Consider the following 24,389-nt stretch of genomic DNA (forward strand, 5'->3'; position numbering starts at 1 on the left):
CCGACGTTGACGACGCGAGCGCCTAACGTACACGGTCGCGTCGGATGAGGTCGGCGGCCTTCTCCGCGACCATGATCGTCGGCAAGTTGGTGTTGGCGCTGGGCACGCAAGGCATGATCGAGGCGTCTACGACACGCAAGCCCCCGAGCCCGATAACGCGGCAATGCGCATCAACGACCGCATTGGCATCCTCAAGCCGTCCCATGCGGCATGTGCCGGAGACATGTCCCATCGGCGCAATAGCGCTCAAGATGTCGTCGTCGGTCAGCACCCGCTGGTGCCGGCGGTTGGCGATCCAGAAACCCGGCGCCAACCGGCGCGACAATATGAAACGTGAAATGGGCGGCGGCGCGTTCAGCACCAAGGAAGCGCCCAGCGCGATCAGCGCACCGGCAAGCCCGGTCTTGCCGAATTGATCGAGCGACATCACCGGCGGCAGCAGAAAGGCGTCATGGTAGTGCTGCCCGAAGAGAGGATCGGCGAGCAGGCTTTCAGCGAAACGAGCGGCCTGCAGAATTCGCGGCGCATCGCGCGGATCGTCCAGGAAGCGGAAATCAATGGCCGGAGGCGCTTCCGGCGCGGCATTGGTCAGGACCACTGTGCCCTGTGAAAACGGCGCATACAGCGCAGCGCTGAACATGGCGAGATCGACACCGAAACTGTGGGAGCTTACGCGGCCAATCGCTGTCAGCACCAGATCACCCGCCGGGCAATCCGCCAAGCCGGATGAATGCCGCACGCCGGCCAGCGCAAAGCGGCGCAACGCCGCCGGTAGCCGCGCGCGTGCCGGCAGCGTCATCGCGATATGCAGATAGGGATGGTTCTGCAGATTCTGCCCGACGCCGGGGCGGTGCAGGCGCGGCTCGATGCCGACGTCGCGCAGCGACTCGGCGTTACCGATACCGGCTCGCATGAGCAACGCCGGCGAATGGATGGCGCCGGCACTGAGGATGACCTCGCCGGCCGCAAGTTCGCGGCTCCCGCCTGCCTGCTCGACACTGACGCCCGTGGCGCGACCATTTTCGATTCGCAGTGCCCGCACCGTGGCGCCCGCAAGAATGGTCAGGTTTGATCGAGCGCGCACGGCAGCGGTCAAGTAGCGGGACGCGGTCGAGGAACGCTTATGTGCCGTTGCGGCATTGGGCATCGCGAAGAAGCCGCAGCCGGGCGTCTCGTTGATGTCCTCGATATGCCCAAAACCACGGGTCTGCATCGCCGCCTCGATAGCACGCACAAAGCCCGGCCATTCCGCGCGCGGCGGGATACGGATCGGATAGGGACCGCCCGACGATGGCTCATCGGCATGCGCCTCGGCCCGATGGAAATAGGGCAAGACGTCCGGCCAGTCCCACCCCTCAGCACCGGCCTCGGACCAGCGTCGATAGTCCGACGGCATGCCGCGTAAAGCCCACATACCCATGATGCTGGATCCGCCACCCATGATTCGTGCCTGGGGATAGGGATGGAGCCGTCCGCCCTCCCGTCGACGCGCCTGCAACTCCGGCCAGAAATATTCCGGGTTGAGGCTCGAACTCGGGAAGGTGTCGTCGATATCAGCGGGCGTGGCATCCGGCGGCGTATCGGCCCCTGCCTCAAGCAGGACCACGCGGTTCGCCGAGTTCTCGGACAAGCGCGATGCCAGCACCGTGCCGGCACTGCCGCCGCCGACGATGACATAGTCCGTGATCATGCCGGATACCCGCGAACCGCCAGCGCTCTCGCCCAATCCGCCATGAACTGTCCTCCCTCTTCCCGGAAAGACCACAGTCCACTTCGCACCGGCTTGCGGCAAACAAGAATTAGTCCATACTGGATAGAAATATGTTCAGTATGGATATTCTCCGGCATGAACGAAGGAGAACTGCTGAGAGTCATCGGTTTCCTCGACCGGCTCCGCGAGCCGTTCGGCGAGCTATTTCCTGTTACCCAGCAGGATCCGACCTGGCCATCGCCACCAGCCTGGTGACCGCGCAGCTGCGCGGCGAAATCCTGACCGTCTCCGCACTGGCCCAGGTCTCGGGCGTGCCTCACGCGACGGCGCTGCGCCGGATCAATGAGCTGATCGCGAGCGGCTGGATCATTCGGCTGCCACGCACGCGCACGGGCAAGAGCTTCACACTGCATCCCGGCGAGCCGATGATGGCCGCCTTCACCGGCTATGCCCGTCACATCAAGTCCGTGCTGGCGCAAACCGTCGGTGTGCGGTCGAGCGCGGAGAGCGACGAGGATTTCAGCTTCGGAGTCAACCGCATCGACACCTTTCTCGCGCCACCCCCTAGCATCATGCAGCGTACGATCGACAGCGGCCGGACTCTACGCTTCCTGCTGCAGGACGATGCCTTCTTCGCTGCGATGCGCGACCTCTGGGCCGATTGGCGCAACAACTTGGCATCTCGCCGCGACTTCGATCTGCTGAAGCTGGACGACATGTATGAGCGCGCCGTGGCCAATGCACAGCGTCCGGTCTCCGAATACGACGTCATCACCCTGAATGCGCCCTGGCTCGGCTCCTTCGCCGAGAGCGGACGGGTGCAATGCCTGGATGCGCATCTGTTGAATGTCGGCATCGATTCGCTGGATTTCGATCCGTCAGTCTGGGCCACCGGGCGATGGGCCAGCCGCCAGTACGGTGTGCCGATCGTCTCTTCGATCGAGCTGTTCGCCGCGCGCACCGATCTGTTCGCCGAGAAATCGCTCAACTTTCCCCGGAACTTCGACGAGGTGATCGCGGCGGGGCGGAAGCTGCACGCGCCCGCTGAAGGCCGTTTCGGCATCACCTGGAACGGCGTGCGCGGCATGCCGATCGCGTCCAGCTTCATGTCCCTGGTCGGCTGCTGTGGCGGCGCCGTGCTGGAGGGGCCACGTGGTCCCGCCACACACCGGGCGATCGACTGGAGTGCCGCCGAACTGATGCCGTCCCTGGACAGCGACGCCGCGCGCGCGGCGCTCGACTATATGCACCGGCTCTGCACCATTTCGCCACCGAACGTGTTGGATCTCAGTTGGGATCCCTCCGTCGAGCTGTTCCTGACCGGTCGTGCGGCGATGGCCTATGCTTGGTCCATGCGCGCGGTGCGCTTCGAGGCGGACGTGCGCTCGCGAGTCAAGCGCCGCGTGCGCTACCTGCCTCAGCCCGCGGGGCCACGCGGCGGCAATGTCACGCCGCTCGGCGGCTTCTTGCTGGCGATCCCGGCCAATCTGCCGCCCGACCGCGTCGAGGCCGCCGCGGCCGCGATTGGCAGGATGACCTCACGCGAATCGATCCAGAGCCAGATCGACAATGGCTTCCCTGTCCTGCCACGCTTCAGCATGGCCGCCAATCCCGACACGACCGCGGGCTCCCCGATCGTGCGCGCCATTGATCAGATGGCTCGGCGCGGACAGCTTCAGGCTTGGCAACGTCCGGCCGTGCCGGGCTACATCGCCGTCGAAACGATCATTGGTGAGGAGGTGCATGACGCTCTGACTGATCGCAAATCCGACCCAGCGGCTCTGAGCGATGCGCAGCACCGCATCACCGCGGTCCTCAAGCGGGAGCGGCATCTGACCAACGTCAAGCGATCATGATCGCCGTGTCCGATCCGCCGGATGTTGGCAGACTTGGCTCGATGAGTTCCATTCGCGAACCATCACATGAGATATCGCATCGCGGTCGTATAGATGACCTCGGGACAAGGCAGCTTCATCGTCACCTCGCCCCTAACCTCTCACCAACCAGAAAGTCGCTCCAGACCTGACCGGTCGAAGGGCGTCCGAAAGGACCGGCGCTGCGCGCGATACGGATCGACACGAGGTCTCTTCCATCGTGCCTCACTGAAAAGTCCAAAACGGACAATTCCATTGTTGCGTCTCCTGCGGTGGACTGTTGTGCTCTCGCATGACGGACCAAGAGCTGTTGCAACGGGTCCATGTCGCAACAATAAAGTTGGAGTGAGGAAATGTCTCAAGACGATCTTGCGACGCTCAAGACGCGTGTCCAGGCATTGGAGGATCGAAACGCGATACTCGACACGCTGAAGCAGTACGGTCACGCCCTCGACTACGGTAACTTCGACCGGTTGATGGACTGTTTCACGGCCGACGCGGTGCGCGAAACAAGGCGACCGGATGGCTCAGTCAATCGATGGGAAGGCGTTGCTGGCACCAAAGATTTCGCGACCCGCCATTCGCACGCTCCTGAAATTTTTCATAAGCACCTCGTCCTCAACAGTCTGATTGAATTGCACGGCGATACTGCAGATGTCGTGAGCTACATGTTCCGCTTCGATCCGCGCGATGGCGAACCGTCGTTCGTTTGGGGGATGGGGCGATATCTGGATACGCTGAGGCGAGATCCCGATGGCCGCTGGCGCATCATGCGGCGCATTTCCGAGATCGAAGATCAATGGCCTGGTCGATTTGTCTTGACCGGACATCAGGTGACAGCCTGAGGCCCGCAAGAGCCTCGAGAACTGTTGATTTCCAGCGATACCGGGCCCTGTTCGCCAACGGGCGCCGCAAGCTGCTGCCGTGTCCATTCCTGCATCAGAGCGGGCTCTGCCCAAGCTGGGTGCTTACGTGCGGACAATAGCAGTGAATATCGACCGCCGTCCAAGCGAAAGCAGAACAACGATGAGGGAACGTCCATGATGCTTCAAGAAGCGAATACCTACTCGATCGCCGGGACCGCTGCCGTGGCGGCAGTCTCGGACGACACACGCCATGAAAATTCGGATCGCCGCGAAGTGAGGCGCGTCATCATCTCCGGCTACCTCGGATGTGCAATTGAGTTCTACGACTTCCTTTTGTACAGCACTGCTTCTGCGCTCGTGTTCGGGCCGGTCTTCTTTGGCAACCTCTCGCCGCTGATGAGCACGGTTGCTGCCTACGCGACGTTTGCCGCTGGGTATTTGGCTCGACCCTTGGGCGGTATCATCTTTGGCCACTTCGGCGACCGACTCGGGCGTAAGAGCATGCTCGTCATCACAATGTGGATGATGGGCATCGCTTCGACGTTGGTGGGTCTTCTGCCAACGCCCCAGACAATTGGCTGGGCGGCTCCTGCGCTGTTGCTGCTCATGCGCATCATCCAAGGCCTCGCGGTAGGCGGCGAGTACGGTGGAGCATTGATGATGGCCATCGAACACGGCGATCAGAAAAGGCGGGGCCTTTTTGCGTCGCTCATCCACATCGGTGCGCCGACTGGCACCCTGCTCTCAGCGCTCGCATTCGGGCTCGTCAAACTGCTACCCGAGGACCAGTTTCTGCAATGGGGATGGCGGGTGCCCTTCCTCTTCAGCGCTCTGTTGCTGGTCATCGGCGTCTACATCAGAAACCGGATCAGCGAGTCACCGCTTTTCCTCGAGGCTTTGAAGCGCGAAGGTGAAATGAGCCGATTTCCTCTCGCTCATCTGCTGCGGTTTGAGTGGAAGGCCGTCATTCTCGCTGTCGTCACGGCAGCAGGACCGCTTGCCGTCTTCATCGTAGGGGCAACCTTCACACAGACCTACATCCGGAATCTGGGGTTGGACTCGAGCATCGCGCTGTTCGCGCTCGCGTTCGCAAACGGCGTCAACCTCGTGTGGTTTCCGGTCTGCGCTCATCTCAGCGACAAGTATGGACGCAGGCCAGTGTTAATCACGGGTTTTTTGCTTTCGATTCTGCTGATCGGCCCCAACTTCCTCCTGGTCTCGACGGGTGACCCGATCCTGACTGTGCTCGCCTTCTGGCTTTTGGGTTCGTTCGCAGCAGGCCTGCTCTATGGACCCATGGGCGCCTTCCTGAGTGAGAAGTTCAGCACCAAGACCCGCTACACCGGCGCCTCCATCGGCTATCAGCTGGGCTCGACCCTGGGCGCTGGCCTCACCCCGCTGATCGTGACATGGATTTTCGCCTCTACGGGGGGAACTAGCGTCGTCGGAGTTGGTGCCTTCCTGGCGGTGTTTTGCCTCGTCTCGATGCTTTGCGTCGTGATGTCGCCAGAAACACGCCAGGCCGACATCTCGCACTGACGCCGCTTGGCGCATCAATTCGATCCGACATCCGCTTCACCAGAGGAAAACGATGACATCTTCCGAACCGCGGCAGAAACCATTGTATCTGCTCAAACGTAATCCGATGATCAACCAGGAACAATTCGGCAAACATTGGTTCGAGGTCCACGCAGCGGTCCTCAAGTCGATCCCGGAATGGCCTCGGTTGCGCAGCGGTTACGTGCAGAATCATCTGATTGGTTCGGGTCTCCTGGGCCAATTGCCGTTCCCCTACGACGGAGTGGCGCAAGTCTACGTTCGCCCAGGCACCGAGGGCGGCCCGTCGTTCCCCGAGATGCCGGTATTTCGGGAGCGCGTGATCCCCGATGAGGAGGTTTTCCTAGATCGGGGCCGCGTTGTCGTTCTCAAGACACTCGAGCACGTGATCCTTCCGGGTGCTGGCGCCGTGAAGGTCTTCATCTTCCACCGCCGGCGTGCAGGTCTGTCGCAGCAGGACTTCAGCAACCGCTGGCGCACCGCACACAGGGATATCGTGCTGGCTCAGGAAGACTTCGCGAAAGGGCTCCGCGGCTATCGGCAGGATCACACGATTCCGGGCGCAACGCGGTATCTGGCAGGCGGAGTCGTGCCTGCCGATGAGGAATTCGATGGGGCCTCCGAATTCTGGTTCGATTCATCGGAGGCAGCAAGAGCCGCCTTCAATGCGTCGGGCTACACGAGGAGAATTCGCGACGATGCATCCAACCTTTTCGATCTGAGCCGCGAGATTGCATGCCTTGTAGATCCCCGTGTGATCCTTCCTGAATGAGCACCCCCGCAGAAGCTTGGGTCCTACGGTCAAAGTCGACTCAACTGCTTTCGCCTGATGAGTCATGGAGAAGCGAATGATTTCGCCGACGGAAAGATCGCGGAGCGCCTGGCGCTTGCTTGCTGCGACGGCGGTAGCAACCATGATGGGAATCACGATGGTCGCCGGCCAGACGGCGGCGCAGGGACAGATCCCCGGTCCGATTGTGGCGTCAGGCGCCAAGCTGGAAAAGCTCTTCGACGGAGGGTTCTGGACTGAAGGTCCTGCGGTCGGCCCCGACGGTAGGATTTATTTCTGCGACATAACCATGACGTTCGCGACCGGGATGGATGCCGGGAATATTTGGGTCTTCGATCCTGCCACCAACAAGACCTCCATCTTCCGTTCACCAAGTGGCATGGCCGCTGGGATCAAATTTGATCGCGAAGGACGAATGATCGTCGCGCAAGGCGCCGATTTTGGAGGCCGTTCTATCGTTCGCACGGACAGCAAGACCGGCCGAACAACGATAATCGCGGCGCTCTATAAAGGACGCCCTTTCAATGCACCGAACGACCTCGATATCGACGATCAGGGTCGTATCTACTTTACGGATCCCCGCTATTTTGGTCATGAACCGGTCGAGCAGCCGATTCAGGGAGTCTACCGCCTCGACACGGACGGCTCCGTCCATCTCATCCTTGCCGATGTTGCCAGGCCGAATGGTATTGTGATTTCGCCCAATCAAAAGACCCTGTACGTTGCCGAGCTCGATTCTTTAGTGTCCGACTTTCGCATCGACAAGGTCCCGCAGCGGAACGGCAACATGCGACTATTGGCATATGACTTGGCCGCGGACGGGACGGCCAGCAATCAACGCGTTCTTGCTGACTACGGCAGTGAGATCGGCCCTGATGGCATTACCGTCGATGCACGGGGAAATGTCTACGCTGCGGTATCAGCGGCGAGTCGTCGCGGCGTGCGTGTCTACGCAGCGAGCGGCGAGGAGATCGCGTACATTCCCGTGCCTGACGAACCCGCGGTGTCTAACGTCGCGCTTGCCACTCGTGACGGCCGAACGTTTCTCTATATGACCGCGAAGAACAGTCTCTATCGGATCGAGACGTTGATCCCCGGTCGATGAGGTGAGCGGCATTCGATTTCGCGTTGCATCCAACCTCTTCCATATGAACCGCTCGATTGCATTTCGACCCCTGGGTGATCCGTGAACTGCAGCAGCTGCGAGGTGATCTTTGCTTAGGGCTCTTTGTCTGGATCTAGATCCAGATGACTAGCAACCATGCCTTGTCCCACGGGTCGAAGGGGCGGGATCAACTTCGAACAAACGTCCATTGCCGACGGACATCGCGTACGAAAGGCGCAGCCGGATGGCGGTTTCAGAACGCTTGGTGGCTCGCCAGTCAGCAGTTCGGAGCCGTCGTCGCGCCGTTCATCAACGTTGGCGATCGGAACGGCTTTCAGCAAGGCGCGCGTGTAGGGATGAAGCGGCCGGCTGTAGAGCTGATCGCGCGGGGCAAGCTCTACAATCCGTCCGAGATACATCACGGCGCCGCGGTCACAGACTTGACGGACGATCGCAAGATCATGAGCGATGAAAAGATATGACAGGCCCATCTGCCGCTTGAGATCCACGAAGAGGTTCGCGATCTGCGCCTGGATCGAAACGTCAAGCGCAGACACGGGCTCGTCGCAAACCAGCAACCGGGGAGAGAGCGCCAGAGCCCGCGCGATGCTGATCCGCTGCCGCTGTCCTCCGGAAAATTCGTGCGGAAGTCTCGCGCCCATTGCGGGGGTCAGTCCGACGAGGTCAAGCAGCTCGTCAACACGCTTTTTGCGCTCGGACTGCCCCTTGCAAAGCCCGTGAATGGCAAGCGGTTCGCCGACGATATCATTCACGCGCAGCCGCGGGCTCAGAGAGCCGAACGGATCCTGATAGATGATCTGCATCCGCCGGCGCAGTGGCTTCATCTGCCGGAAGGAGCGATGCGTAATATCGCTGCCCTCGAAGACGACGCGTCCTTCGACCATCGGTATCAATCGGAGGATGGCCTGGCCCACGGTCGATTTTCCACTGCCGCTCTCGCCCACGAGTCCGAGCGTCTCGCCGGCACCGATCGTGAACGACACCCCGTTGACGGCGCGAACAATTCCTCTCTTTCCGGACCCGAGGCCGGCGAGAGAATAATGAACGCGCAATCCCTCGACGCGAAGAACTTCAGGCGAATTGGGGGAGTTCGACAAAACACGCTCTCCGTTGTTCGCTGCCGACGTCCGCCAGCTCCGGACGCTCCAGCCGGCAACGTGGGATTGCAAAATCGCAACGCGGATTGAAAACGCAGCCGTGCGGCAGGAGGCCGGGCGTCGGCGGCTGCCCCTTGATGGCGTTCAGGCGTTCAGAAACGTTGCGGTCCAGACGCGGTATGCTGGCCAGCAGGCCTCGCGTGTAAGGATGCGCCGGAGCCTTGAATAGTTGACGCACCGGCCCGCTTTCGACGATGCGGCCGGCATACATCACGCCGACGCGGTCGGCATACTGCGCCACCAGGCCAAGATCGTGCGTGATCAGCATCATGGCACACTGCGTTTTTCGCACGAGCCGCTTCAGCAGCTGCAGGATCTGGGCCTGAACTGTGACATCGAGCGCCGTTGTCGGCTCGTCGGCAATCAAAAGACGAGGCCGACAGGACAGTGCCATCGCTATCATGGCGCGCTGCCGCATGCCGCCCGAGAATTGGTGAGGGAATTGCGAGAGCCGATGGGGAACGTCGGGAATTTGCGTCTCGCTGCACAGCGCCACGGCCCGCGCCCACGCTTCGCGGCGTTTAAGCCCGAGGTGCCGCTCGAGCGGTTCTGCCACCTGCGCGCCGACGGTCATGGACGGGTTCATGGCGGACATCGGATCCTGGAAGGCCATCGCCATCCGCCGCCCCCGGACGTCCCGCATTTCGGCGTCCGGGATGGCGAGCAGGTCGCGGCCATCGAGCAACTTGCGCTCCGGCGTCTAGCGAGTTGTAAGAGTGGGCCAGAAAGAGACACCATCTCAGTTCGTGGCGCGTCGATAGACCGCCATGGCTCCAGCGAGGGCGAGAAATACTCCGCCGCAAAGGCGATCCAGCCAGATCGATGCATTGGAGCGCAGGAATTTCGCTACTCGAGAGCCGAAGCTGGCGTAGGCGAACATGACGACGAAGTCGATCGTCGCGAACACGATTGCCAGCGTCACGTATTGGACGAATTGTGGCCTGGCCAAGTCAATGAATTGCGGGAGGAACGCCGAGAAGAATAGATAGCCCTTTGGATTCGTTGCAGCGACAAAGAAGCTGCGAGCTAAGATATCGGCCGCCGCAACATCTGCTGAATGCGATGTCCGATCCAACGCAACCGCTGCCGAACCACTAGACCTCAACAGCACAAGGCCGAGGAACGCGAGATAGCCAACACCGATCCACTTCACGACGTTGAACCAGAACTCTGACGCAGCCAGGAGTGCCCCCAGGCCGAGAGCGGCTGCTCCAATAAGGACAAAGTCTGACAGCACCGCCCCGCACATTCCGGGAATTGCTCGTCGAACTCCGAACCTCGATCCGTTCGATAGCGCCAATAGGACCGTCGGTCCTGGCGTCGCTATACCAATGAAGGCGACGACTGCGAACGCCAGGATAGTCGCTTCTGTCATGTCCGCCCCCAATCAACTACTGAGTCGGATGGAAATCTTTCAGACTGGCCGCTTGTCTGCAAGGGGCCACGAGCGTCGATCTGGCCCGTGCAGACCGCGCCGGGATACCCCTATTGAAACATGAGCATTGGCGAGCTCGCAGCGGGCGTCGACGGGGACGCCCACGGAAGCGGCTCGCCCGCCCAGTGGCACGGAGGCATCCGGGGCTGACCATGACCTCGTGAGCCGGCCGGGCGGGCGCCCGGGCTGATCACCAGATAATTGGATCGCGTACATTGCCCCAAGATTGCATGATCAGCCGCGAGCGAACTCAGAACGGTGTCGGTCGAGGGAGCCGCGTTGCCCATCCGAGAGAGCGTGCCCTTGCGGGCGCGGCGACAAGGAAATTCGCTGAGCTTGAGCAGGTCGTCTATGCGCCTTGTGCGAGGTGTGGCCGGCCAAGGAACGCCGGCACAGCCTGAAGCTCGCTGCCATTGCCTCGGTCAGGGGCGCTCCGCCTTTCGACCTGTGGCATGAACAGGGAAGCAAGCGCGCCCTGCGCGAGTACGTTCAGGAGGCTATCGACGATCTCAAGGCTGAGGTTTGACGGACAAGCCGGGTACCATCGCTTCTGCGCTCAATTTTTTCATTGCAGGTCGCAGCGACGAAGCAATGATTTCCCCGTTCTGACGCGTGTTCCTCACGCGGTCGCAATATTTTATTGGGCCGCTCTCATCGGCGGCAGGTGGACGGGGTAGCCGACCGCCTGTTCGATCAAGTCGACGCTGCTAACCATGACACGCAAGCGGATCAGCAGATCGTCGCGAAATTGCACGGAATACGCGATCCGCACGGAAATCGGTTTATTAGACGTGCGCAGGAAACGCGGCGGCAAACTCGTCTTGGGGTTGAGCATGATCGGGCCTTCGGGTCCGTTCGGATGGTTGCCGGTGACGGCAACAGGTCATGGCGAGCCGTGACGAAGGAACGGTGGCTTGGAGCGTGCCGTAATCGGGGGTGGGGTTTCCGGCACCCGAGAGCAGAGCCCTTCACAACTCGATCGAGGCTGATACGGTAAAAATGTCCGATGCAGTAGGATCGGCATCTTGCATCACGGATGCGAGTACGCGGGGAAAAGCATGTATGTCGAGTTGGATGCCAATGCAGAATGTCGGTGACATGGAAAATATCGTTGTCGAAATCCGGAACTATCCTGGCGAGATAGAGCGCCATCAACACGACTATCATCAGGTGATCCTGCCTCGTTCGGGCTGTCTGGAGATCGAAATCGACCATCGTGGAGGACGCGTTGCAGAAGGCATCGGTTCCTTTGTTCCAGCAGGCAGCACGCATGCTTTCTTTGCGAAGCAGTGCAATGCATTCGTGGTTCTTGACATCCCGCTGGCGACAATGCGCACATCTCTTTGCCAGGATCGCCTGCCAACGTTTTTCGCTATCGGCCCCGATATTCGAGGCTTGCTCGACTACATGGCTGCGATCGATGATCCGGCACGCCTTTCACGTCCATTGCGAATGGCGTGGTCAACACTTCTGATCGATCGGCTAAGCCGACGAACTCCTCCCGATCGCCTGGAAACAGCGCTGCAACGGGCCGAGGCGTTCATGAAGCGCCGGCTCGCCGAACCGATCCGCATCATCGACATCGCGGAAGCAGCCGGAATAAGCCAAACCAAACTGCACAGCGCCTTCCGGTATCGACGGTCGACCACACCATATACGCTTCTTATGGGCCTCCGGCTGGATGCCGCGGAACTACTGCTCGCCGATCCTCGGCTGTCTATCGCCGAGATTGCCCACATGACCGGCCATGCCGACCAAAGCTCTCTGACACGCATCATGCAGCGCGAGCGTGGGACGACCCCCGGCGAAATCCGGCGAAGCCTTTTGTCAAAGCAAACAGGTAAAGCCTAAACTTCGAGGGGATCTGACAAGACCGCTTCCCGCCTCTATTCTTTTCTCGTCCTTTGCGAATGAGGACGGACGAATGACGGATCGGAAGACAGGAAACGCTACAACCGTCGGCATTGTTGCCATCCTATTGTGGTCGGCGTTGGCCCTCTCCACCGTGGCAGCCAAGGGCATCCCACCCTTCGAGCTTTTAATGCTCAGCTTCGCCGTCGCCTTCATCAGCGGAATGCTGCTGTTGGCGCTTCGGGGGCGGCAGGCCCTCGCGCAACTCCGCCAGCCGAGTGCCGCCTGGATAACGGCGTTCGTGGCGATCTTCTCCTATCACGCGCTTTACTTCTTCGCTCTCGCCACCATTCCGCCAGCCCGTGCCAGCCTTATCGCCTATCTCTGGCCACTCCTGATCGTCCTGTTTTCGGCAGCGGCGCCGGGTGGTAATCGACTACGCATCCGTCACGTGATTGGCGCGTCGCTCGGCTTTGCGGGTGCTGCCGTCCTCTTTGCAGATCAACAATCGGGGCCGGTGCAGCTCGGCAACTTGGCGGGCTATCTTGCCGCCTTCGGTTGTGCGCTGATTTGGTCGGGCTATTCCGTCGTGAACCGCCAGTTCGCGCATGTACCGAGCGAGATGCTAATCGGGGTTTGCGGCGGCATCGCTGTTGCCGGCGGGATCGCCCATCTCTTCTTCGAAAACTCAGTCTGGCCCACGCCGTCGCAGGCTTTTGCGATCCTGTTTCTCGGTATTGGCCCGACAGGTCTTGCATTCCTGGCGTGGGATTACGCCACCAAGCACGGCAACCTTCCGCTCATCGGAGCTCTTTCCTATTTGGCACCTCTTGTCTCGACCTTCTTGCTCGTCGTCGCAAACCAAGCTCCTGCCAGCCCATTCGTTGACCTGTCGACCCTACTGATCGTTGGAGGGGCGATACTGGCGAGTTATCAGCAGGCAGGCGCTAGTCTATCGCGAATTGCGCGATGGGACCGGGTCGACATGCTTTGATTTTGCAACGCATTGGCGCGCCGACGGCGATCTCCATCTCTTAGTCAGAAAACAGCAGACTCGGCAACGCTGCCTTTAAGCTGTAGCGAATGGGCCCACCTGACTCATCGGCCACTAGACCGATTGGGCCTCTCCACAGGCGCGAAGCTAACGACCAATGCCTCTGGAAAAGGTCGGGGGCTCGAGTCAGTGGTCCGCTACATCGCGAAACCCACTAATTCGGAAGCCGTATTTTCTTATCGAAGGGCAGCTTAACTCGCGAGGCTGCGTCTGGATAGGCTGCCGAAAGCCGCCGTTTGTACGATGAACTGCCGCTCAAGATTGCCTCGATGCAGTGCTGCGAGGCGAGGAGGCACGATGCCGTGGAGCCGACGCCGCGGTGGCTGCCGTTTTCAAATGAAAACGGGTTGCAGGAGCCGCTTGAAGCGATCGAACCGAGCAACGCAACTTTGAGATCCGCCTGGCCCTGGTTCGGACTATCACGCATGCAACCGTCATGAAGTAAGCACCTGACGTCCTGACCGATGTGGCTAATTAAGAGACATGTTGCTTCCATTGATTTCTTGAGTGAATTTTCCCAACTGGGCCAAAATCCCAGCATGAGAGATCAATAGCTTACAACGAGAAATCCAACTCAAAGGACCCGTCGCGCTCGTTCCCTAGGCTGGCGTTGTTCATCAAGGAAGCCGTCAACCGCACCAAAGACCTGCCAGCGATTCTTCTCCATGAACACCGAATGGGTCCCCTCGCCGATCTCTACCCATCGACGATATGGTGCCGCCGAGAGTTTGCTGAATACCGTCCGGGCCATATCCATCGGGCAGTCGTGATCCCATTCGGCGTGAACGATCAAGACCGGCATCGTGGGCAGGACAGGATCATAGAGCGGCTTGCCAGATGACCAATATTCTCGGCTGTCCTGAACCGTTCCGTTCGGCGCCCGCAGCTTGTCCGGCCCAAGTCCCGTATTGGCGAACGTCGCCTCGGCCCACGCATCGAACCAAGCCGGCGGCAGTACCATGGATGACGTGATCTTGACGAAGGCCTTCACCGGACTCGATGCGAGCATGCTGCGCCCTTCGATTGTCGCTGCCGGTCTCGATCCGGCTCATCTGGATGAATCCGTTTCGCAAGAGCGTGCCAAGGAGGTGTTTGGGACCAAGTCGGGCAGACCCCGTCGTTGGGCCGAGGTCTGGAGCGCAGGCCACTCCGTGTCCGGTGTGCGCTCAGTGATGGGAGCTACGGAGCTGATCGATGACGTCGCTAAACAGTATGAGGCTGCGATCGCAACTGGTTTTCGGCGGCTAGGGTGAGCCTCAAGCAGCGATAGCGAAATCGGTGGACAGCAAACCGGCTCAGAGCAGGGATCGGCAGAGTCACTCCACGTCAAAAGTTCAAGTGAGGAAACATGGAAAACGCTACGTTTGTGCTAGTTCATGGCGCCTGGCATGGCAGCTGGTGCTACCGCAGGGTCGTCGGCCACTGACGACGTGTATTGCGCTCAATGAGGCGCACAGCGAGGCGCTCCTCCAGGGCGCTGAGATAGCGGCTGGCCGCCGCATTCGACATGCGCAGCGCCTCTGCGGCCTTGGATAGACTGCCCAGTTCGGCCGTTTTGGCGAATACTTCCAATTGGCGCAGCCGGTCCATTTTTTCACTTATCGGAAAAGAGACTTACAATAGTTGGCCTTTATTTCCACCTGCCGCAAGCCAAAATACTCGGACAGAAGCATGGTGACAGGCGAGGAAACGAGGAAATGTCGAGCCCGATCAGGCATATCGTGATGTGGCGGCTACGGGGAGAGACGGCAGCTGAGCGTTCCACCGCCCGTCTCAAGGTCAAGACCTTGTTCGAAGGTTTGCGCGGCCGGATCGACGGACTAACGCATATCGAGGTCGGCCTCGACGTAAGCGATGTCGACTACGCCTGCGACGTGGTGCTGTTCTCAGAATTCATCGACCAGGCTGCCCTTGCTGCCTATGCCACCCATCCTGAGCATCTGCGCGTCCGCGATGCGCTCGGCGACCTGCGGATCGGGCGCTTCCAGGTCGATTATCCAATCGCGGAGACCTGCGCGTGATCAGTCCATTCACCTTCGAAAACCTATCCTGCCGCGTCGTGTTCGGCAGCGGGACACTAGGCTGGGCCGGGACCGAGGTCGAGCGGCTCGGCAGCAAGCGCGCGCTGGTGCTGACCACACCACAGCAGGAGGCGCAGGGCAGGCAACTCGGCGCCGCGCTTGGTCCGCTCTATGCCGATATCTTCCCCGGCGCCACCATGCACACGCCGGTGGAGGTCACGACGCGCGCGCTCGCGGCGATGAAGCAATGCGAGGCCGACTGCATCGTCGCGCTCGGCGGCGGTTCGACCACGGGGCTCGGCAAGGCGCTGGCCTTGCGCGCGGGCGTCAACCAGCTCTGCATTCCTACCACCTATGCCGGCTCGGAAATGACACCGATCCTCGGCCAGACCGAAAACGGGCTCAAGACCGCCGTTCGCGACGCCGCTGTCCTGCCCGAGACCGTCATCTACGACGTCGACCTCACCTTGACGCTGCCGGCCAGCCTCGCCGCGACCTCGGGCATCAACGCGATCGCACATGCGGTGGAAGCGCTCTACGCGCGCGACACCAACCCAGTGACGTCGCTGATGGCGGAAGAAGGCATCCGCGCGCTCGCGCGAGCCTTGCCCGCGATTGCCACCGACAGCGATGATCGCCAGGCCCGCACCGATGCGCTCTACGGGGCGTGGCTTTGCGGCGTCTGCCTCGGTACCGTCGGCATGGCGTTGCATCACAAGCTGTGCCACACGCTCGGCGGAACCTTCGATCTGCCGCACGCCGAGACCCACACCATCGTTCTACCGCATGCACTCGCCTACAACGCGTCGGCGGTGCCCGAGGCAGCGATGCGCATCGAGCGAGCGATCGGCACTGCCGACGGTGCGCAGGGATTGTTCGACCTTGCAAAAAGGCTGGGCACCAAAATGGCCCTGCGCGATATCGGCATGCCCGAAAGCGGGATCGACAAGGCTGCGGATCTCGCCGTCACCAATGCTTACTGGAATCCACGCCCGTTGGATCGCAACGCAATTCGCGAGCTGATCGCGCGCGCCTGGGCCGGAGAGCCGCCGATGGCGGTCTGAAAACGATGTGCCTCCAGTGATCAAATCCGCGATCCTGGGTCCAAGCTCATCTTGATCGCCGCCTAGTTCATCGCAGCCGTCCAGCGTCGAGCGCGTATCGCCTTGGCGAGCCAAAAACCTGATGGGAGAAGCTCCATGCGCAACTTCAACGAGACGACAATTACGGGCGCCGTTCTGGCGCGGATTGAGAACCCGACAGACCCGCGCATCAAGCACGTCAGCGAAGCCCTGGTGCGCCATCTGCATGCCTTCGTGCGCGAAGTCCGCCCGACCCAAAAGGAATGGGAGTTCGGCATCGACTTCCTGACCCGCACCGGACACATGTGCGACGACAAGCGGCAGGAGTTCATCCTGCTTTCGGACGCCCTCGGCGTTTCCATGCTGGTCGACGCGATCAACCATCCGGTGCCGGAAGGCGCAACGGAGACCACGGTGCTGGGCCCGTTCTTCGTGCAGGCCGCGCCGGAACGGGAGAGTGGTGCGGACATCGCCGGCCCTAAGGAAGGCGAGCCCATGCTGGTCACCGGCTCGGTGTCAACTGTCGACGGCAAGCCACTCGCAGGCGCCATCGTCGACGTCTGGCACTCTGACGATGATGGTTATTATGACGTGCAGCAGTTGGACACCATCGGCGATCTTGCCATGCGCGCGCGCTTCCAAACCGGCCCCGACGGCCGGTTCAACTTCTGGTCAATCAAGCCCGCCGCCTATCCGATTCCGCACGACGGGACGGTCGGGGACATGCTGAAGGCACAGGGCCGCCATCCCTGGCGCCCCGCCCACGTGCATTTCATGATCTCAGCGCCGGGCTTCGAACAGCTCGTGACGCATGTGTTCGTCGCTGGCGACCAATATCTGGACAGCGATGTCGTGTTCGGCGTCAAGGATAGCCTCATCCGCGAATTCGTTCGGCATTCTGCTGGGCGTGCGCCGGATGGCCGCACGCTGGAGCGCGACTACTTCCACCTCAATTACGATTTTGGGTTGAAAACGGCCGCGAGCAGCGCACAAGCTGCCTGAGCGCAACACCGGATCAAGGCACGGAGATGCGAAACGGGGATCAACATGCTGTTTGCTATTTACGCCGTTGATCCTGCGGGCGTGCTATCCCTTCGTCTTGCCAACTACGACGCCCACAAGACTTTCCTGAGCGATACGTCTGGCTTCGGCGTAAAGATTGTGATGTCGGGACCCCTTACGTCCGACGACGGCGCGACCATGTTGGGCAGTCTGTTCCTGATCGAGGCGCCTGACCGGGCCGCGGTTGAGGCCTTCAACCGAGCCGATCCCTTTGCGATCGCCGGGATATGGGAGAAGGTCACGATTACCGGTTTCCTCCGCCGCCAGGGCTGAGCGGCGGCGCCCGGGCTGGCGACCGCTCGGTTTCGACGGCAAGCAAGACGGCGGCTTTGATGCGGCCCCCTTGCAACCTGAATGCGCTGACTATCTTAGGGGTTAGCCCGCTTTTTTCGGGCTGGAGAGCGTGTTACCGGTAGGCGTGTGCTTCTCGCCAGGAAACTCGCCAAAGTGAACATACCCATCCCCAGCCGTGGCACCGTCGCCGAGCGGATTCGCGTCGTTCGAAACCATCTCTCGCCGTCCGAACTCGTCGTTGCTAACGGAATCATCAAGAACTACCCGACCGGCGGACTGGTCCCGATCGCTCAACTGGCTTCGGACGCCAAAGTGAGCGGGCCGACAGTGCTACGGCTGGTTGCAAAGCTGGGATTCGATGGTTACGCCGAATTTCACGCCGCTCTCAGGGATGAAATACAAAAGCGGATCTTCTCGCCGGTCGACCTCTACCCGGCACGAACTCGGGGCGGCAAGCTGGAGTCACCGACGAGTAAGGCACAGGCCGCGTATTACGAATGCATTCGGTCCACATTCTCTCGCTTGGACGAGAACGAATTGCAATCTGCGGTATCGGCCTTGTCCAATCCGGACCGGCCCGTTTACATCATGGGCGGAAGGGTCAGCTCAGTATTGGCGACCCATCTTGGGACCTTTCTTTCGCTGTTGCGCAAGGACGTGACGGTTGTCAGTTGGGAAGGGTTTAGCAGAAGCGCTGGCATAATCGATATGGGACCGAAGAGTACGGCTGTCTTGCTCGACTTTCGTCACTATCAAGAAACCGTCGTCGGATGGGGTGTTGAAGCAGCGAAGCGTAAGGCGCACATAGTGGTCTTCACCGATCAATATCTGTCACCGCTAGCTCAACATGCGACTTCGCTGCTAACTTGCAGCACAGAAGGGTTGAACCCGTTCGATTCAATGGTGGGAGCATTTGCCCTGGCAGAGCTGGTCATTTCTGAGGTCGCCCGTTCACTGGGCGCTCCTGCAAGGAAGCGTTTGTCTGATCTCACGGCTTACCAACTCAATGAGAGCGAAAACTTGCCAAAGCTGACGCCATTCCAGCGAGGAGCACAGGAATAGCTAGCGGGCCGTGGGGACTGACGCTGTTTCAGCCCGGCTTCCTATGAACTCTTCGTGCAATCGAAATTTCGGGCAGCGCTAAGCAATCCAGGACACGATCTAGCGCGCATGGAGCATAACGATCGCGGAACAGAGCGCCCAAAAGACATGGTACTCGCAACCGCCCAGATTCCACATCCACTTGCCATGAGAGACCTTGATGACGGCGAGCGCGGCCGTCAGCATGAAGACGGTAGACAAGGCTCCAGCGTAACTCATGAACACACCGAGGATCATGCAAACCGTCACGATTATCTCGACCAAAAGCGAGAAATATACAAATACTGCAACGGGACGAAAACCGGCAGCCTGAAAGAATCCGAAGACACCTTCACGAGCGGTGAATTTTGCGACGCTGTGCGGAATGTAAGCCAATCCGCATATCAAGCCGAGCAGCCGAATGGGATCGTTGAAATCGTAAGTCATGACACAGGCCCGCATACTTGCTTGAGCGATTTGAAATGCTCAGGTGACGAATAAGTCGGAACGCAGATGGTTCGTGATGACGGACCCTCCTCATAAAGCACCGGCCGACGCCGCAAATCTCAGACCGGCACGTTCGCGAACCCGTTCAAGGAGGCATGCCCGAGATACGCGCCGGCGATTTCCGGTCGGGATCTCAATTCCGAGGGCGCGCCTTCGGCGATCAACCGCCCGCAATCAAGCACGTACGCGCGCTCCGCCACATCCAGGGATTTGTTGACATTCTGCTCGATGAGCAGAATCGACATTCCGCCCCGGTGTATCTTCTGGATGATTTCAAAAACCTGCGAGACCATGATGGGCGCCAAGCCTAGCGAGGGCTCGTCGATGAGCAACACCTCGGGCCGCGACATCAGAGCCCGCGCAATAGCCACCATCTGCTGCTGCCCGCCAGACATGGTCCCCGAGATTTGATGACGCCGCTCGCGCAGAATCGGAAACAACGCATAGACTTCCGCCAGGCTTTGGTCTCTGAAAGCTCGACTATTTCGGCGGTAACAGCCCATGTCGAGATTTTCCTCGACAGTCATTTGAGTGAACAATCGTCGCCCTTCCGGGATGACCGCTATTCCGTGGGCGCCCATGGCTTGCGGGCTGATTTTCGTGACGTCGGTGCCTTGGAAATGCATCGACCCCTTGCGGAACGGGAGCAGCCGCGCGATAGCATTCACAAGCGTTGTCTTGCCGGCACCGTTCGGGCCGACAATTGCGACCAGTTCCCCGCGGTCGACATGAACTGAAACATCGAAGAGCGCGGGCGCATCGCCATAGGCGATCTCGACACCTTCAAGCCGCAACATGGGGAACCCCGAGATAAGCTGAGACGACATCGTCTTGGTTCATGACCTGCCGCGGCGGGCCATCCGCGATTTTCTTGCCTTGATTGATCACGATCAAACGGTCGGACAGTTCCATGACAGCCCGCATGTTGTGTTCGACAAAAATGATGGATGTTCCCGTGTCCCTGATCCGGCGAACCATGTCGATCGCCTTTGAAACCTCGGGAGGCGTCAATCCAGCAAGCACTTCGTCGAGCATAATGAGACGTGGCTGAGTGGCCAAAGCCCGCGCCAGCTCGAGGAACTTGCGTTGATGAAGATTGATCTCGGACGGAAGCGCGTCGGCCCGATCGGCAAGACCAACGAATGCCAACCAGTAGTCAGCTTCATCAGCTGCTCGCTGCGGATTGCTGGCGGCTGCGCCGAACATCGCCGCCAACTCGACATTCTCACGAACGCTCAACCGGGCGAATGGCCGCGGAATCTGATATGTGCGGGCGATACCCGCCCGCGCGACACGATGACCTCCGATATAGGCAACGTCGCGGCCTTCAAGGAAGACGTGGCCTTCATCCGGCCGATAGAAGCCGCTTATGACATTGATCAAGGTCGACTTGCCTGAGCCGTTTGGACCGACCAGGCCGAGAATTTCATTCTCCCTTACTTCAAAGCTGACCTGACTTAACGCGCGCAAGCCCGAAAACGCCAGCGAGATACCTTCGCACTTCAGCAGAACCGATTCCGGCGACGCTCCGGCAGGCCCAACGCCGGGAGGCTGGCGTATTGGCTTGCCCTCACCCGCAACTGCAGTCGTCTGGTCGACGTTAATGCGACGAAAGCGCGAAACAACGCCCATGATGCCACCGGGCATGACCAGTGTCGCGACAACCAGCGTTGCCCCGATCGCAATTTTCGTGACTAGAGCATAGTCGCCGCTCACGAACAGATACGTCGCCGAGGCGATGAGCGTCGCTCCAATGCAAGGACCGGCCCAATGCCTCGTGCCACCGAGCACACTCATGAGAAGCACATAGAGCGGAACCGTGATCGAGAAGGTCTCCCCGACCGTTACGTAGCTTATGAATAACGCGTGAATGCCGCCTGCAACCCCCGCTAGAAACGCCGAGATCGCAAACGCTGCGAGCTTGTAGGCAAACGTCGGGATGCCCTGCGCCTCTGCCACGCTCTCATCATCGGCGACGGCGAACAATCCCCGGCCTAATGATGAATACTGGACCGAATATGCTACCGCAACTGATAGCAGAGCAACGCTCATCCCCATTAGATAGAGCGTCGACATTTGGCTGCCGAAGAGCGACGGAACACTCACTAACAAGGACACGCCTGGACCACCATCAATTGGCGTATTCAGTACGATCGTCGACAAGATGAATGTGGAGGCAAGCGTCAGAAGAGCAAACAGCTCTCCCCGAAGGTGCTGTATTCGGAATACGATTGCGCCGATAACAATAGCCACGACGGCGGATAGAATACCGGCGAGCAAGATTGCCGCAGTCAGCGGCATGTGTTCGGATAGCCTGGCAACTGAGTAAATGCCAATGCCGTAAAACGTCCCATGACCGAACGAAACGTACCCGGAAAACCCGCTCAAGATCGTCCAAGACGTAGCGAGCGCAATCCAGAAAAATATCAGGTATAGGAACGATTCAACGAATGCAGGCGGTTGAAAAAACGGTAGTGAGCCGAAGACCGCTAATGCGGCAAACAGACCAACCCCAAATATGTAACTCGCTCGTGTACGCGCCATGCGAGGCATGCCGGCGAGTGTCAGGTTCTTTACCATGCTAAATCCGCCCGGGCCGCAGGGTGAGAAGCGATACCATCAGCGTGAAAGGCACTATGGGTGCCCACGAGGGCGCAACGAGAGCCATGGCAAATGACTCGGAAACTCCTACTAGCAATCCGGCCATCAGGACGCCCAGGGGACTGCCTAATCCACCCATAATCACAGTCGCGAATATCACCCCGAACCACGAATACATTTGACTTGGCGTGAGCGCGAACAACAGAGCGATGAAAACTCCTCCGAACGCGGCCAATCCGCCGGCGCTACCGGCCACCAACAGTGACAACCTACGGCTCTGAACTCCGAAGATCGAGGCGATGGCCGGATTTTCGACATTTGCGCGCAACGCTTTCCCGATATACGTGAATCTTAACAGCCCCCAGGCCCCAACGCATGTTGTGACTGCGCACATGAACATGAACGCATCGGCCCATGGAACGAGGAGACTGCCGAGCACCATCGATCCCTTGAGGTGATCCGTCTCGAGTCTCAGGAAGTCAGCTGACCAAATTAGTTGAAGCAGCGCTTCCACAACGATAGTGACGCCGAAGGTGGCGACGATGGACCCAAATTCATCGATTCCAAACCGGATGATGGCAAGCTGCTGCAAAGCGGCCACCACAAAGAACACCGGGATCAGGAACAGCGGCACGAGATATGGATTGATTTTCCAGATCGCGGTGCATTGGTACGTCAAATATGCAGCAAGGAAGATCATCGCGAAGTGAGACAGATTGATGATCCGTAAAAACCGCCATGAGAGCGAAAGCCCTAGCCCCAGCAAGGCATACAGGCCGCCCGAGAACAGCCCGGATAGCGCGGATTGAGCGAGAAGGTTGGCGTTCATATCAATTTCTCACACGTTGCGGAACTGAAGTCTGCGGCTCTCGAACAGCGATATCGGCGGGGTAAGACGCGCCACGAAACAGAACAGACAGGCCGATGGAATATTTCGTCGTCGGCCTGCCGTTTCTTGAAACGAGAGGCCATCACACCTTTGCGGCGACAGTTTCCATTTCGACCAGCCAACTTGGGTTGGCGAGTTGTGAAACAACTACCCAGGTCGATCCCGGAAGTTTTCCGCTGGTAATGTACTTCTCCCGGTGCGGGCGCAGGAACTTCAAGCCGCTTGGATCCGTGGCATAGACGTTCAAATGCACGATATCGTTCGTCGTCATGCCGGCGTCTTCAAGAATCTTCACCGTGTTGAGCCACACCTGCTCGTGCTGATCCTCGAAGCTTGAAGGGACAGATCCATCCAACCTGTTTCCCACTGTCCCGGCGATGTAGAGCCACCGCGCATTTGGCGGGACTTCAACGCTGTGACTGTACGCGCCGACCGGCGCTGCGATCGTCTTTGGATTTCTGAATACCAACATCTGGACACGTTCTCCTTTGTTTAAGCCGCATGCTTGGGCAAGAGAAGGAATTCACGCTCAACTCTGCCGAAGAAAGTTACTGAAACGCCTCTTTATGATCTTGGACGAATTCAAGCGTTGAGATTGGCTCACGGCCCAACACTTCTCTGATTGGCTCACACTGTTCGGGAGTGAAACCACCGTTTGCAATGGTGCGAGCAATTGCTATCGAATGCTCGATCAACCACGGCGGCGATCCCAAGGACGACATTCGCTCGCCGACGCCTTCAGGCGATATTGTAGAAACGAAGATCGGCCTCCCGAGAACCTTTGAGAATATTCCAGCAAAGTCGTCGTACGTTGTCTGCCTTCCGGTGAGCTCAATGAGTCTCCGGCGGTACCGGTCCGGATTCACCAGAATTTCGGCGGCCACGGCCGCGGTGTCGCGGACATCGATGAACGACAGTTTCAGGTCACCGTCACACGGGATGACAAGGTTGCTCTGCTCTGTGACAGACCGCGCTTGCTCCAAGGTGTTTTGCATGAAGAGGCCCGGCCTCAAGATGCACCACGATGGAACGACGCTCTGGAGCATCTGTTCGACGTGGTAGTGATCTCGGCCCAACATCACGACGCTGTCTGGCCCGACAATGCCGCGAGCTCCCGAAACCTTGAGCGCAAAGTCAACACCGGCTTCCCTGGCCGCCTCCAAGATATTGACCTGCTGCTCGCGAAGGGTTCGGCTTCGCCCGGTCACAAACATAAGGCGATCGACACCCCGCAACGCCGTCGCCAGATCTGCACGACTGTCAATGTCTGCAATCGCTACCCGCGCGCGTTCCCCAAGGATGCTTCTTGCCCGATCCCTATCACGTACGACGCAGAGGGGATCGAAGCCTTTACGTGACAGCTCACGAACAGTGGCACTTCCGGTCATGCCAGTCGCACCAATCACAGCGATGCTATTCATCATGCTCACCG

Annotated in this window: 25 protein-coding genes and 1 pseudogene; 13 read left to right on the forward strand and 13 right to left on the reverse strand. The window is 59.7% G+C overall.

Features of this window, described 5'->3' with window-relative positions:
• Positions 1-22 precede the first annotated feature (22 nt).
• Positions 23-1,690: a GMC family oxidoreductase gene (locus RAD10_RS17345; protein ID WP_461618471.1), complete on the reverse strand. Its 1,668-nt coding sequence runs from the start codon at positions 1,688-1,690 to the stop codon at positions 23-25.
• Positions 1,691-1,962: 272 nt separating this feature from the next.
• Between RAD10_RS17345 and RAD10_RS17350 the strand changes: the two genes are divergently transcribed.
• The 5 genes from RAD10_RS17350 to RAD10_RS17370 all read left to right on the forward strand — a co-directional run bounded on the left by RAD10_RS17350 (position 1,963) and on the right by RAD10_RS17370 (position 7,903).
• Entirely contained in the window at positions 1,963-3,567 is a 1,605-nt protein-coding gene (locus RAD10_RS17350; protein ID WP_461618472.1) for an extracellular solute-binding protein, read from the forward strand.
• A 371-nt stretch (positions 3,568-3,938) separates the two neighbouring features.
• Positions 3,939-4,430 carry a nuclear transport factor 2 family protein gene (locus RAD10_RS17355; RefSeq protein ID WP_461618473.1) on the forward strand — a complete coding sequence of 164 codons (492 nt, stop codon included), beginning with the start codon at positions 3,939-3,941 and terminating at the stop codon, positions 4,428-4,430.
• A 195-nt stretch (positions 4,431-4,625) separates the two neighbouring features.
• On the forward strand, positions 4,626-5,990 hold the full coding sequence (locus RAD10_RS17360) for an MFS transporter (protein WP_461618474.1): 1,365 nt from the start codon (positions 4,626-4,628) through the stop codon (positions 5,988-5,990).
• Positions 5,991-6,042: 52 nt separating this feature from the next.
• A complete protein-coding gene (locus tag RAD10_RS17365) occupies positions 6,043-6,780 on the forward strand; it encodes an EthD domain-containing protein (protein WP_461618475.1) in 738 nt (245 codons plus the stop codon).
• 76 nt (positions 6,781-6,856) lie between these two features.
• Positions 6,857-7,903, forward strand: a complete 1,047-nt coding sequence (locus RAD10_RS17370; protein WP_461618476.1) for an SMP-30/gluconolactonase/LRE family protein — start codon at positions 6,857-6,859, stop codon at positions 7,901-7,903.
• Between the two features lie 113 nt (positions 7,904-8,016).
• On the opposite strand, the gene RAD10_RS17375 is transcribed toward RAD10_RS17370, so the two are convergent.
• From RAD10_RS17375 to RAD10_RS17390, 4 genes are all read right to left on the reverse strand, one after another.
• Complete coding sequence (locus RAD10_RS17375; RefSeq protein ID WP_461618477.1) at positions 8,017-9,021, reverse strand: ABC transporter ATP-binding protein; 1,005 nt, start codon at positions 9,019-9,021, stop codon at positions 8,017-8,019.
• Positions 8,996-9,766 (reverse strand): ABC transporter ATP-binding protein, encoded by a 771-nt coding sequence (locus tag RAD10_RS17380; RefSeq protein ID WP_461618478.1) that lies wholly within the window; start codon positions 9,764-9,766, stop codon positions 8,996-8,998. The genes RAD10_RS17375 and RAD10_RS17380 overlap by 26 nt, the downstream gene beginning before the upstream one ends.
• 54 nt (positions 9,767-9,820) lie before the next feature.
• Positions 9,821-10,456, reverse strand: a complete 636-nt coding sequence (locus RAD10_RS17385; RefSeq protein ID WP_461618479.1) for a LysE family translocator — start codon at positions 10,454-10,456, stop codon at positions 9,821-9,823.
• 697 nt (positions 10,457-11,153) lie between these two features.
• On the reverse strand, positions 11,154-11,351 hold the full coding sequence (locus RAD10_RS17390) for a hypothetical protein (protein ID WP_461618480.1): 198 nt from the start codon (positions 11,349-11,351) through the stop codon (positions 11,154-11,156).
• 245 nt (positions 11,352-11,596) lie between these two features.
• On the opposite strand from RAD10_RS17390, the gene RAD10_RS17395 reads away from it, so the two are divergent.
• Together RAD10_RS17395 and RAD10_RS17400 are read left to right on the forward strand one after the other, a co-directional pair.
• Positions 11,597-12,367 (forward strand): AraC family transcriptional regulator, encoded by a 771-nt coding sequence (locus RAD10_RS17395; RefSeq protein ID WP_461618481.1) that lies wholly within the window; start codon positions 11,597-11,599, stop codon positions 12,365-12,367.
• Positions 12,368-12,440: 73 nt separating this feature from the next.
• Entirely contained in the window at positions 12,441-13,361 is a 921-nt protein-coding gene (locus tag RAD10_RS17400) for a DMT family transporter (RefSeq protein ID WP_461618482.1), read from the forward strand.
• 634 nt (positions 13,362-13,995) lie between these two features.
• On the opposite strand, the gene RAD10_RS17405 is transcribed toward RAD10_RS17400, so the two are convergent.
• Positions 13,996-14,382, reverse strand: a complete 387-nt coding sequence (locus RAD10_RS17405; RefSeq protein ID WP_461618483.1) for an alpha/beta hydrolase — start codon at positions 14,380-14,382, stop codon at positions 13,996-13,998.
• Between RAD10_RS17405 and RAD10_RS17410 the strand changes: the two genes are divergently transcribed.
• Positions 14,381-14,674: a hypothetical protein gene (locus RAD10_RS17410; protein ID WP_461618484.1), complete on the forward strand. Its 294-nt coding sequence runs from the start codon at positions 14,381-14,383 to the stop codon at positions 14,672-14,674. The genes RAD10_RS17405 and RAD10_RS17410 overlap by 2 nt on opposite strands.
• 160 nt (positions 14,675-14,834) lie before the next feature.
• Here RAD10_RS17410 and RAD10_RS17415 read toward each other — a convergent pair.
• Positions 14,835-15,011: pseudogene (locus RAD10_RS17415) on the reverse strand (helix-turn-helix domain-containing protein); the annotation flags it as partial.
• A gap of 107 nt (positions 15,012-15,118) precedes the next feature.
• Here RAD10_RS17415 and RAD10_RS17420 point away from each other — a divergent pair.
• From RAD10_RS17420 to RAD10_RS17440, 5 genes are all read left to right on the forward strand, one after another.
• Positions 15,119-15,442 (forward strand): Dabb family protein, encoded by a 324-nt coding sequence (locus RAD10_RS17420; protein ID WP_461618485.1) that lies wholly within the window; start codon positions 15,119-15,121, stop codon positions 15,440-15,442.
• Entirely contained in the window at positions 15,439-16,506 is a 1,068-nt protein-coding gene (locus RAD10_RS17425; RefSeq protein WP_461618486.1) for a maleylacetate reductase, read from the forward strand. Before RAD10_RS17420 ends, RAD10_RS17425 begins: the two co-directional genes overlap by 4 nt.
• A 135-nt stretch (positions 16,507-16,641) precedes the next feature.
• A complete protein-coding gene (locus tag RAD10_RS17430; protein ID WP_461618487.1) occupies positions 16,642-17,526 on the forward strand; it encodes an intradiol ring-cleavage dioxygenase in 885 nt (294 codons plus the stop codon).
• A 45-nt stretch (positions 17,527-17,571) separates the two neighbouring features.
• Positions 17,572-17,859, forward strand: coding sequence for a YciI family protein (locus RAD10_RS17435; protein WP_461618488.1), 288 nt, complete (start codon positions 17,572-17,574; stop codon positions 17,857-17,859).
• Positions 17,860-18,033: 174 nt separating this feature from the next.
• Complete coding sequence (locus RAD10_RS17440) at positions 18,034-18,942, forward strand: MurR/RpiR family transcriptional regulator (RefSeq protein WP_461618489.1); 909 nt, start codon at positions 18,034-18,036, stop codon at positions 18,940-18,942.
• Between the two features lie 99 nt (positions 18,943-19,041).
• Here RAD10_RS17440 and RAD10_RS17445 read toward each other — a convergent pair whose 3' ends face one another.
• The 6 genes from RAD10_RS17445 to RAD10_RS17470 form a co-directional block, all read right to left on the reverse strand.
• A complete protein-coding gene (locus RAD10_RS17445) occupies positions 19,042-19,407 on the reverse strand; it encodes a DoxX family protein (RefSeq protein WP_177236898.1) in 366 nt (121 codons plus the stop codon).
• Between the two features lie 119 nt (positions 19,408-19,526).
• Positions 19,527-20,264 (reverse strand): ABC transporter ATP-binding protein, encoded by a 738-nt coding sequence (locus RAD10_RS17450; RefSeq protein ID WP_461618490.1) that lies wholly within the window; start codon positions 20,262-20,264, stop codon positions 19,527-19,529.
• Positions 20,251-22,047 (reverse strand): branched-chain amino acid ABC transporter ATP-binding protein/permease, encoded by a 1,797-nt coding sequence (locus tag RAD10_RS17455; RefSeq protein WP_461618491.1) that lies wholly within the window; start codon positions 22,045-22,047, stop codon positions 20,251-20,253. The genes RAD10_RS17450 and RAD10_RS17455 overlap by 14 nt, the downstream gene beginning before the upstream one ends.
• A 1-nt stretch (position 22,048) precedes the next feature.
• The gene (locus RAD10_RS17460) at positions 22,049-22,897 is read right to left on the reverse strand and encodes a branched-chain amino acid ABC transporter permease (RefSeq protein WP_461618492.1); all 849 of its coding nucleotides are present in this window, start codon (positions 22,895-22,897) and stop codon (positions 22,049-22,051) included.
• A gap of 142 nt (positions 22,898-23,039) precedes the next feature.
• On the reverse strand, positions 23,040-23,429 hold the full coding sequence (locus RAD10_RS17465) for a RidA family protein (protein WP_092252152.1): 390 nt from the start codon (positions 23,427-23,429) through the stop codon (positions 23,040-23,042).
• A gap of 76 nt (positions 23,430-23,505) precedes the next feature.
• Positions 23,506-24,381: an NmrA family NAD(P)-binding protein gene (locus tag RAD10_RS17470; protein WP_461618581.1), complete on the reverse strand. Its 876-nt coding sequence runs from the start codon at positions 24,379-24,381 to the stop codon at positions 23,506-23,508.
• Positions 24,382-24,389: the final 8 nt, after the last annotated feature.

The sequence above is a fragment of the Bradyrhizobium sp. 23AC genome, assembly GCF_054863025.1.

Coding starts and splice junctions, on each gene's coding strand:
- RAD10_RS17405 (WP_461618483.1), bottom strand. CDS start 14,382: ATGGTACTGCCGCCGGCTTGGTTCGATGCGTGGGCCGAGGCGACGTTC.
- RAD10_RS17455 (WP_461618491.1), bottom strand. CDS start 22,047: ATGGTAAAGAACCTGACACTCGCCGGCATGCCTCGCATGGCGCGTACA.
- RAD10_RS17365 (WP_461618475.1), top strand. CDS start 6,043: ATGACATCTTCCGAACCGCGGCAGAAACCATTGTATCTGCTCAAACGT.
- RAD10_RS17435 (WP_461618488.1), top strand. CDS start 17,572: ATGCTGTTTGCTATTTACGCCGTTGATCCTGCGGGCGTGCTATCCCTT.
- RAD10_RS17400 (WP_461618482.1), top strand. CDS start 12,441: ATGACGGATCGGAAGACAGGAAACGCTACAACCGTCGGCATTGTTGCC.
- RAD10_RS17370 (WP_461618476.1), top strand. CDS start 6,857: ATGATTTCGCCGACGGAAAGATCGCGGAGCGCCTGGCGCTTGCTTGCT.
- RAD10_RS17360 (WP_461618474.1), top strand. CDS start 4,626: ATGATGCTTCAAGAAGCGAATACCTACTCGATCGCCGGGACCGCTGCC.
- RAD10_RS17465 (WP_092252152.1), bottom strand. CDS start 23,429: ATGTTGGTATTCAGAAATCCAAAGACGATCGCAGCGCCGGTCGGCGCG.
- RAD10_RS17355 (WP_461618473.1), top strand. CDS start 3,939: ATGTCTCAAGACGATCTTGCGACGCTCAAGACGCGTGTCCAGGCATTG.
- RAD10_RS17420 (WP_461618485.1), top strand. CDS start 15,119: ATGTCGAGCCCGATCAGGCATATCGTGATGTGGCGGCTACGGGGAGAG.
- RAD10_RS17390 (WP_461618480.1), bottom strand. CDS start 11,351: ATGCTCAACCCCAAGACGAGTTTGCCGCCGCGTTTCCTGCGCACGTCT.
- RAD10_RS17470 (WP_461618581.1), bottom strand. CDS start 24,381: ATGATGAATAGCATCGCTGTGATTGGTGCGACTGGCATGACCGGAAGT.
- RAD10_RS17445 (WP_177236898.1), bottom strand. CDS start 19,407: ATGACTTACGATTTCAACGATCCCATTCGGCTGCTCGGCTTGATATGC.
- RAD10_RS17345 (WP_461618471.1), bottom strand. CDS start 1,690: ATGATCACGGACTATGTCATCGTCGGCGGCGGCAGTGCCGGCACGGTG.
- RAD10_RS17450 (WP_461618490.1), bottom strand. CDS start 20,264: ATGTTGCGGCTTGAAGGTGTCGAGATCGCCTATGGCGATGCGCCCGCG.
- RAD10_RS17410 (WP_461618484.1), top strand. CDS start 14,381: ATGGATGACGTGATCTTGACGAAGGCCTTCACCGGACTCGATGCGAGC.
- RAD10_RS17395 (WP_461618481.1), top strand. CDS start 11,597: ATGCAGAATGTCGGTGACATGGAAAATATCGTTGTCGAAATCCGGAAC.
- RAD10_RS17460 (WP_461618492.1), bottom strand. CDS start 22,897: ATGAACGCCAACCTTCTCGCTCAATCCGCGCTATCCGGGCTGTTCTCG.
- RAD10_RS17430 (WP_461618487.1), top strand. CDS start 16,642: ATGCGCAACTTCAACGAGACGACAATTACGGGCGCCGTTCTGGCGCGG.
- RAD10_RS17385 (WP_461618479.1), bottom strand. CDS start 10,456: ATGACAGAAGCGACTATCCTGGCGTTCGCAGTCGTCGCCTTCATTGGT.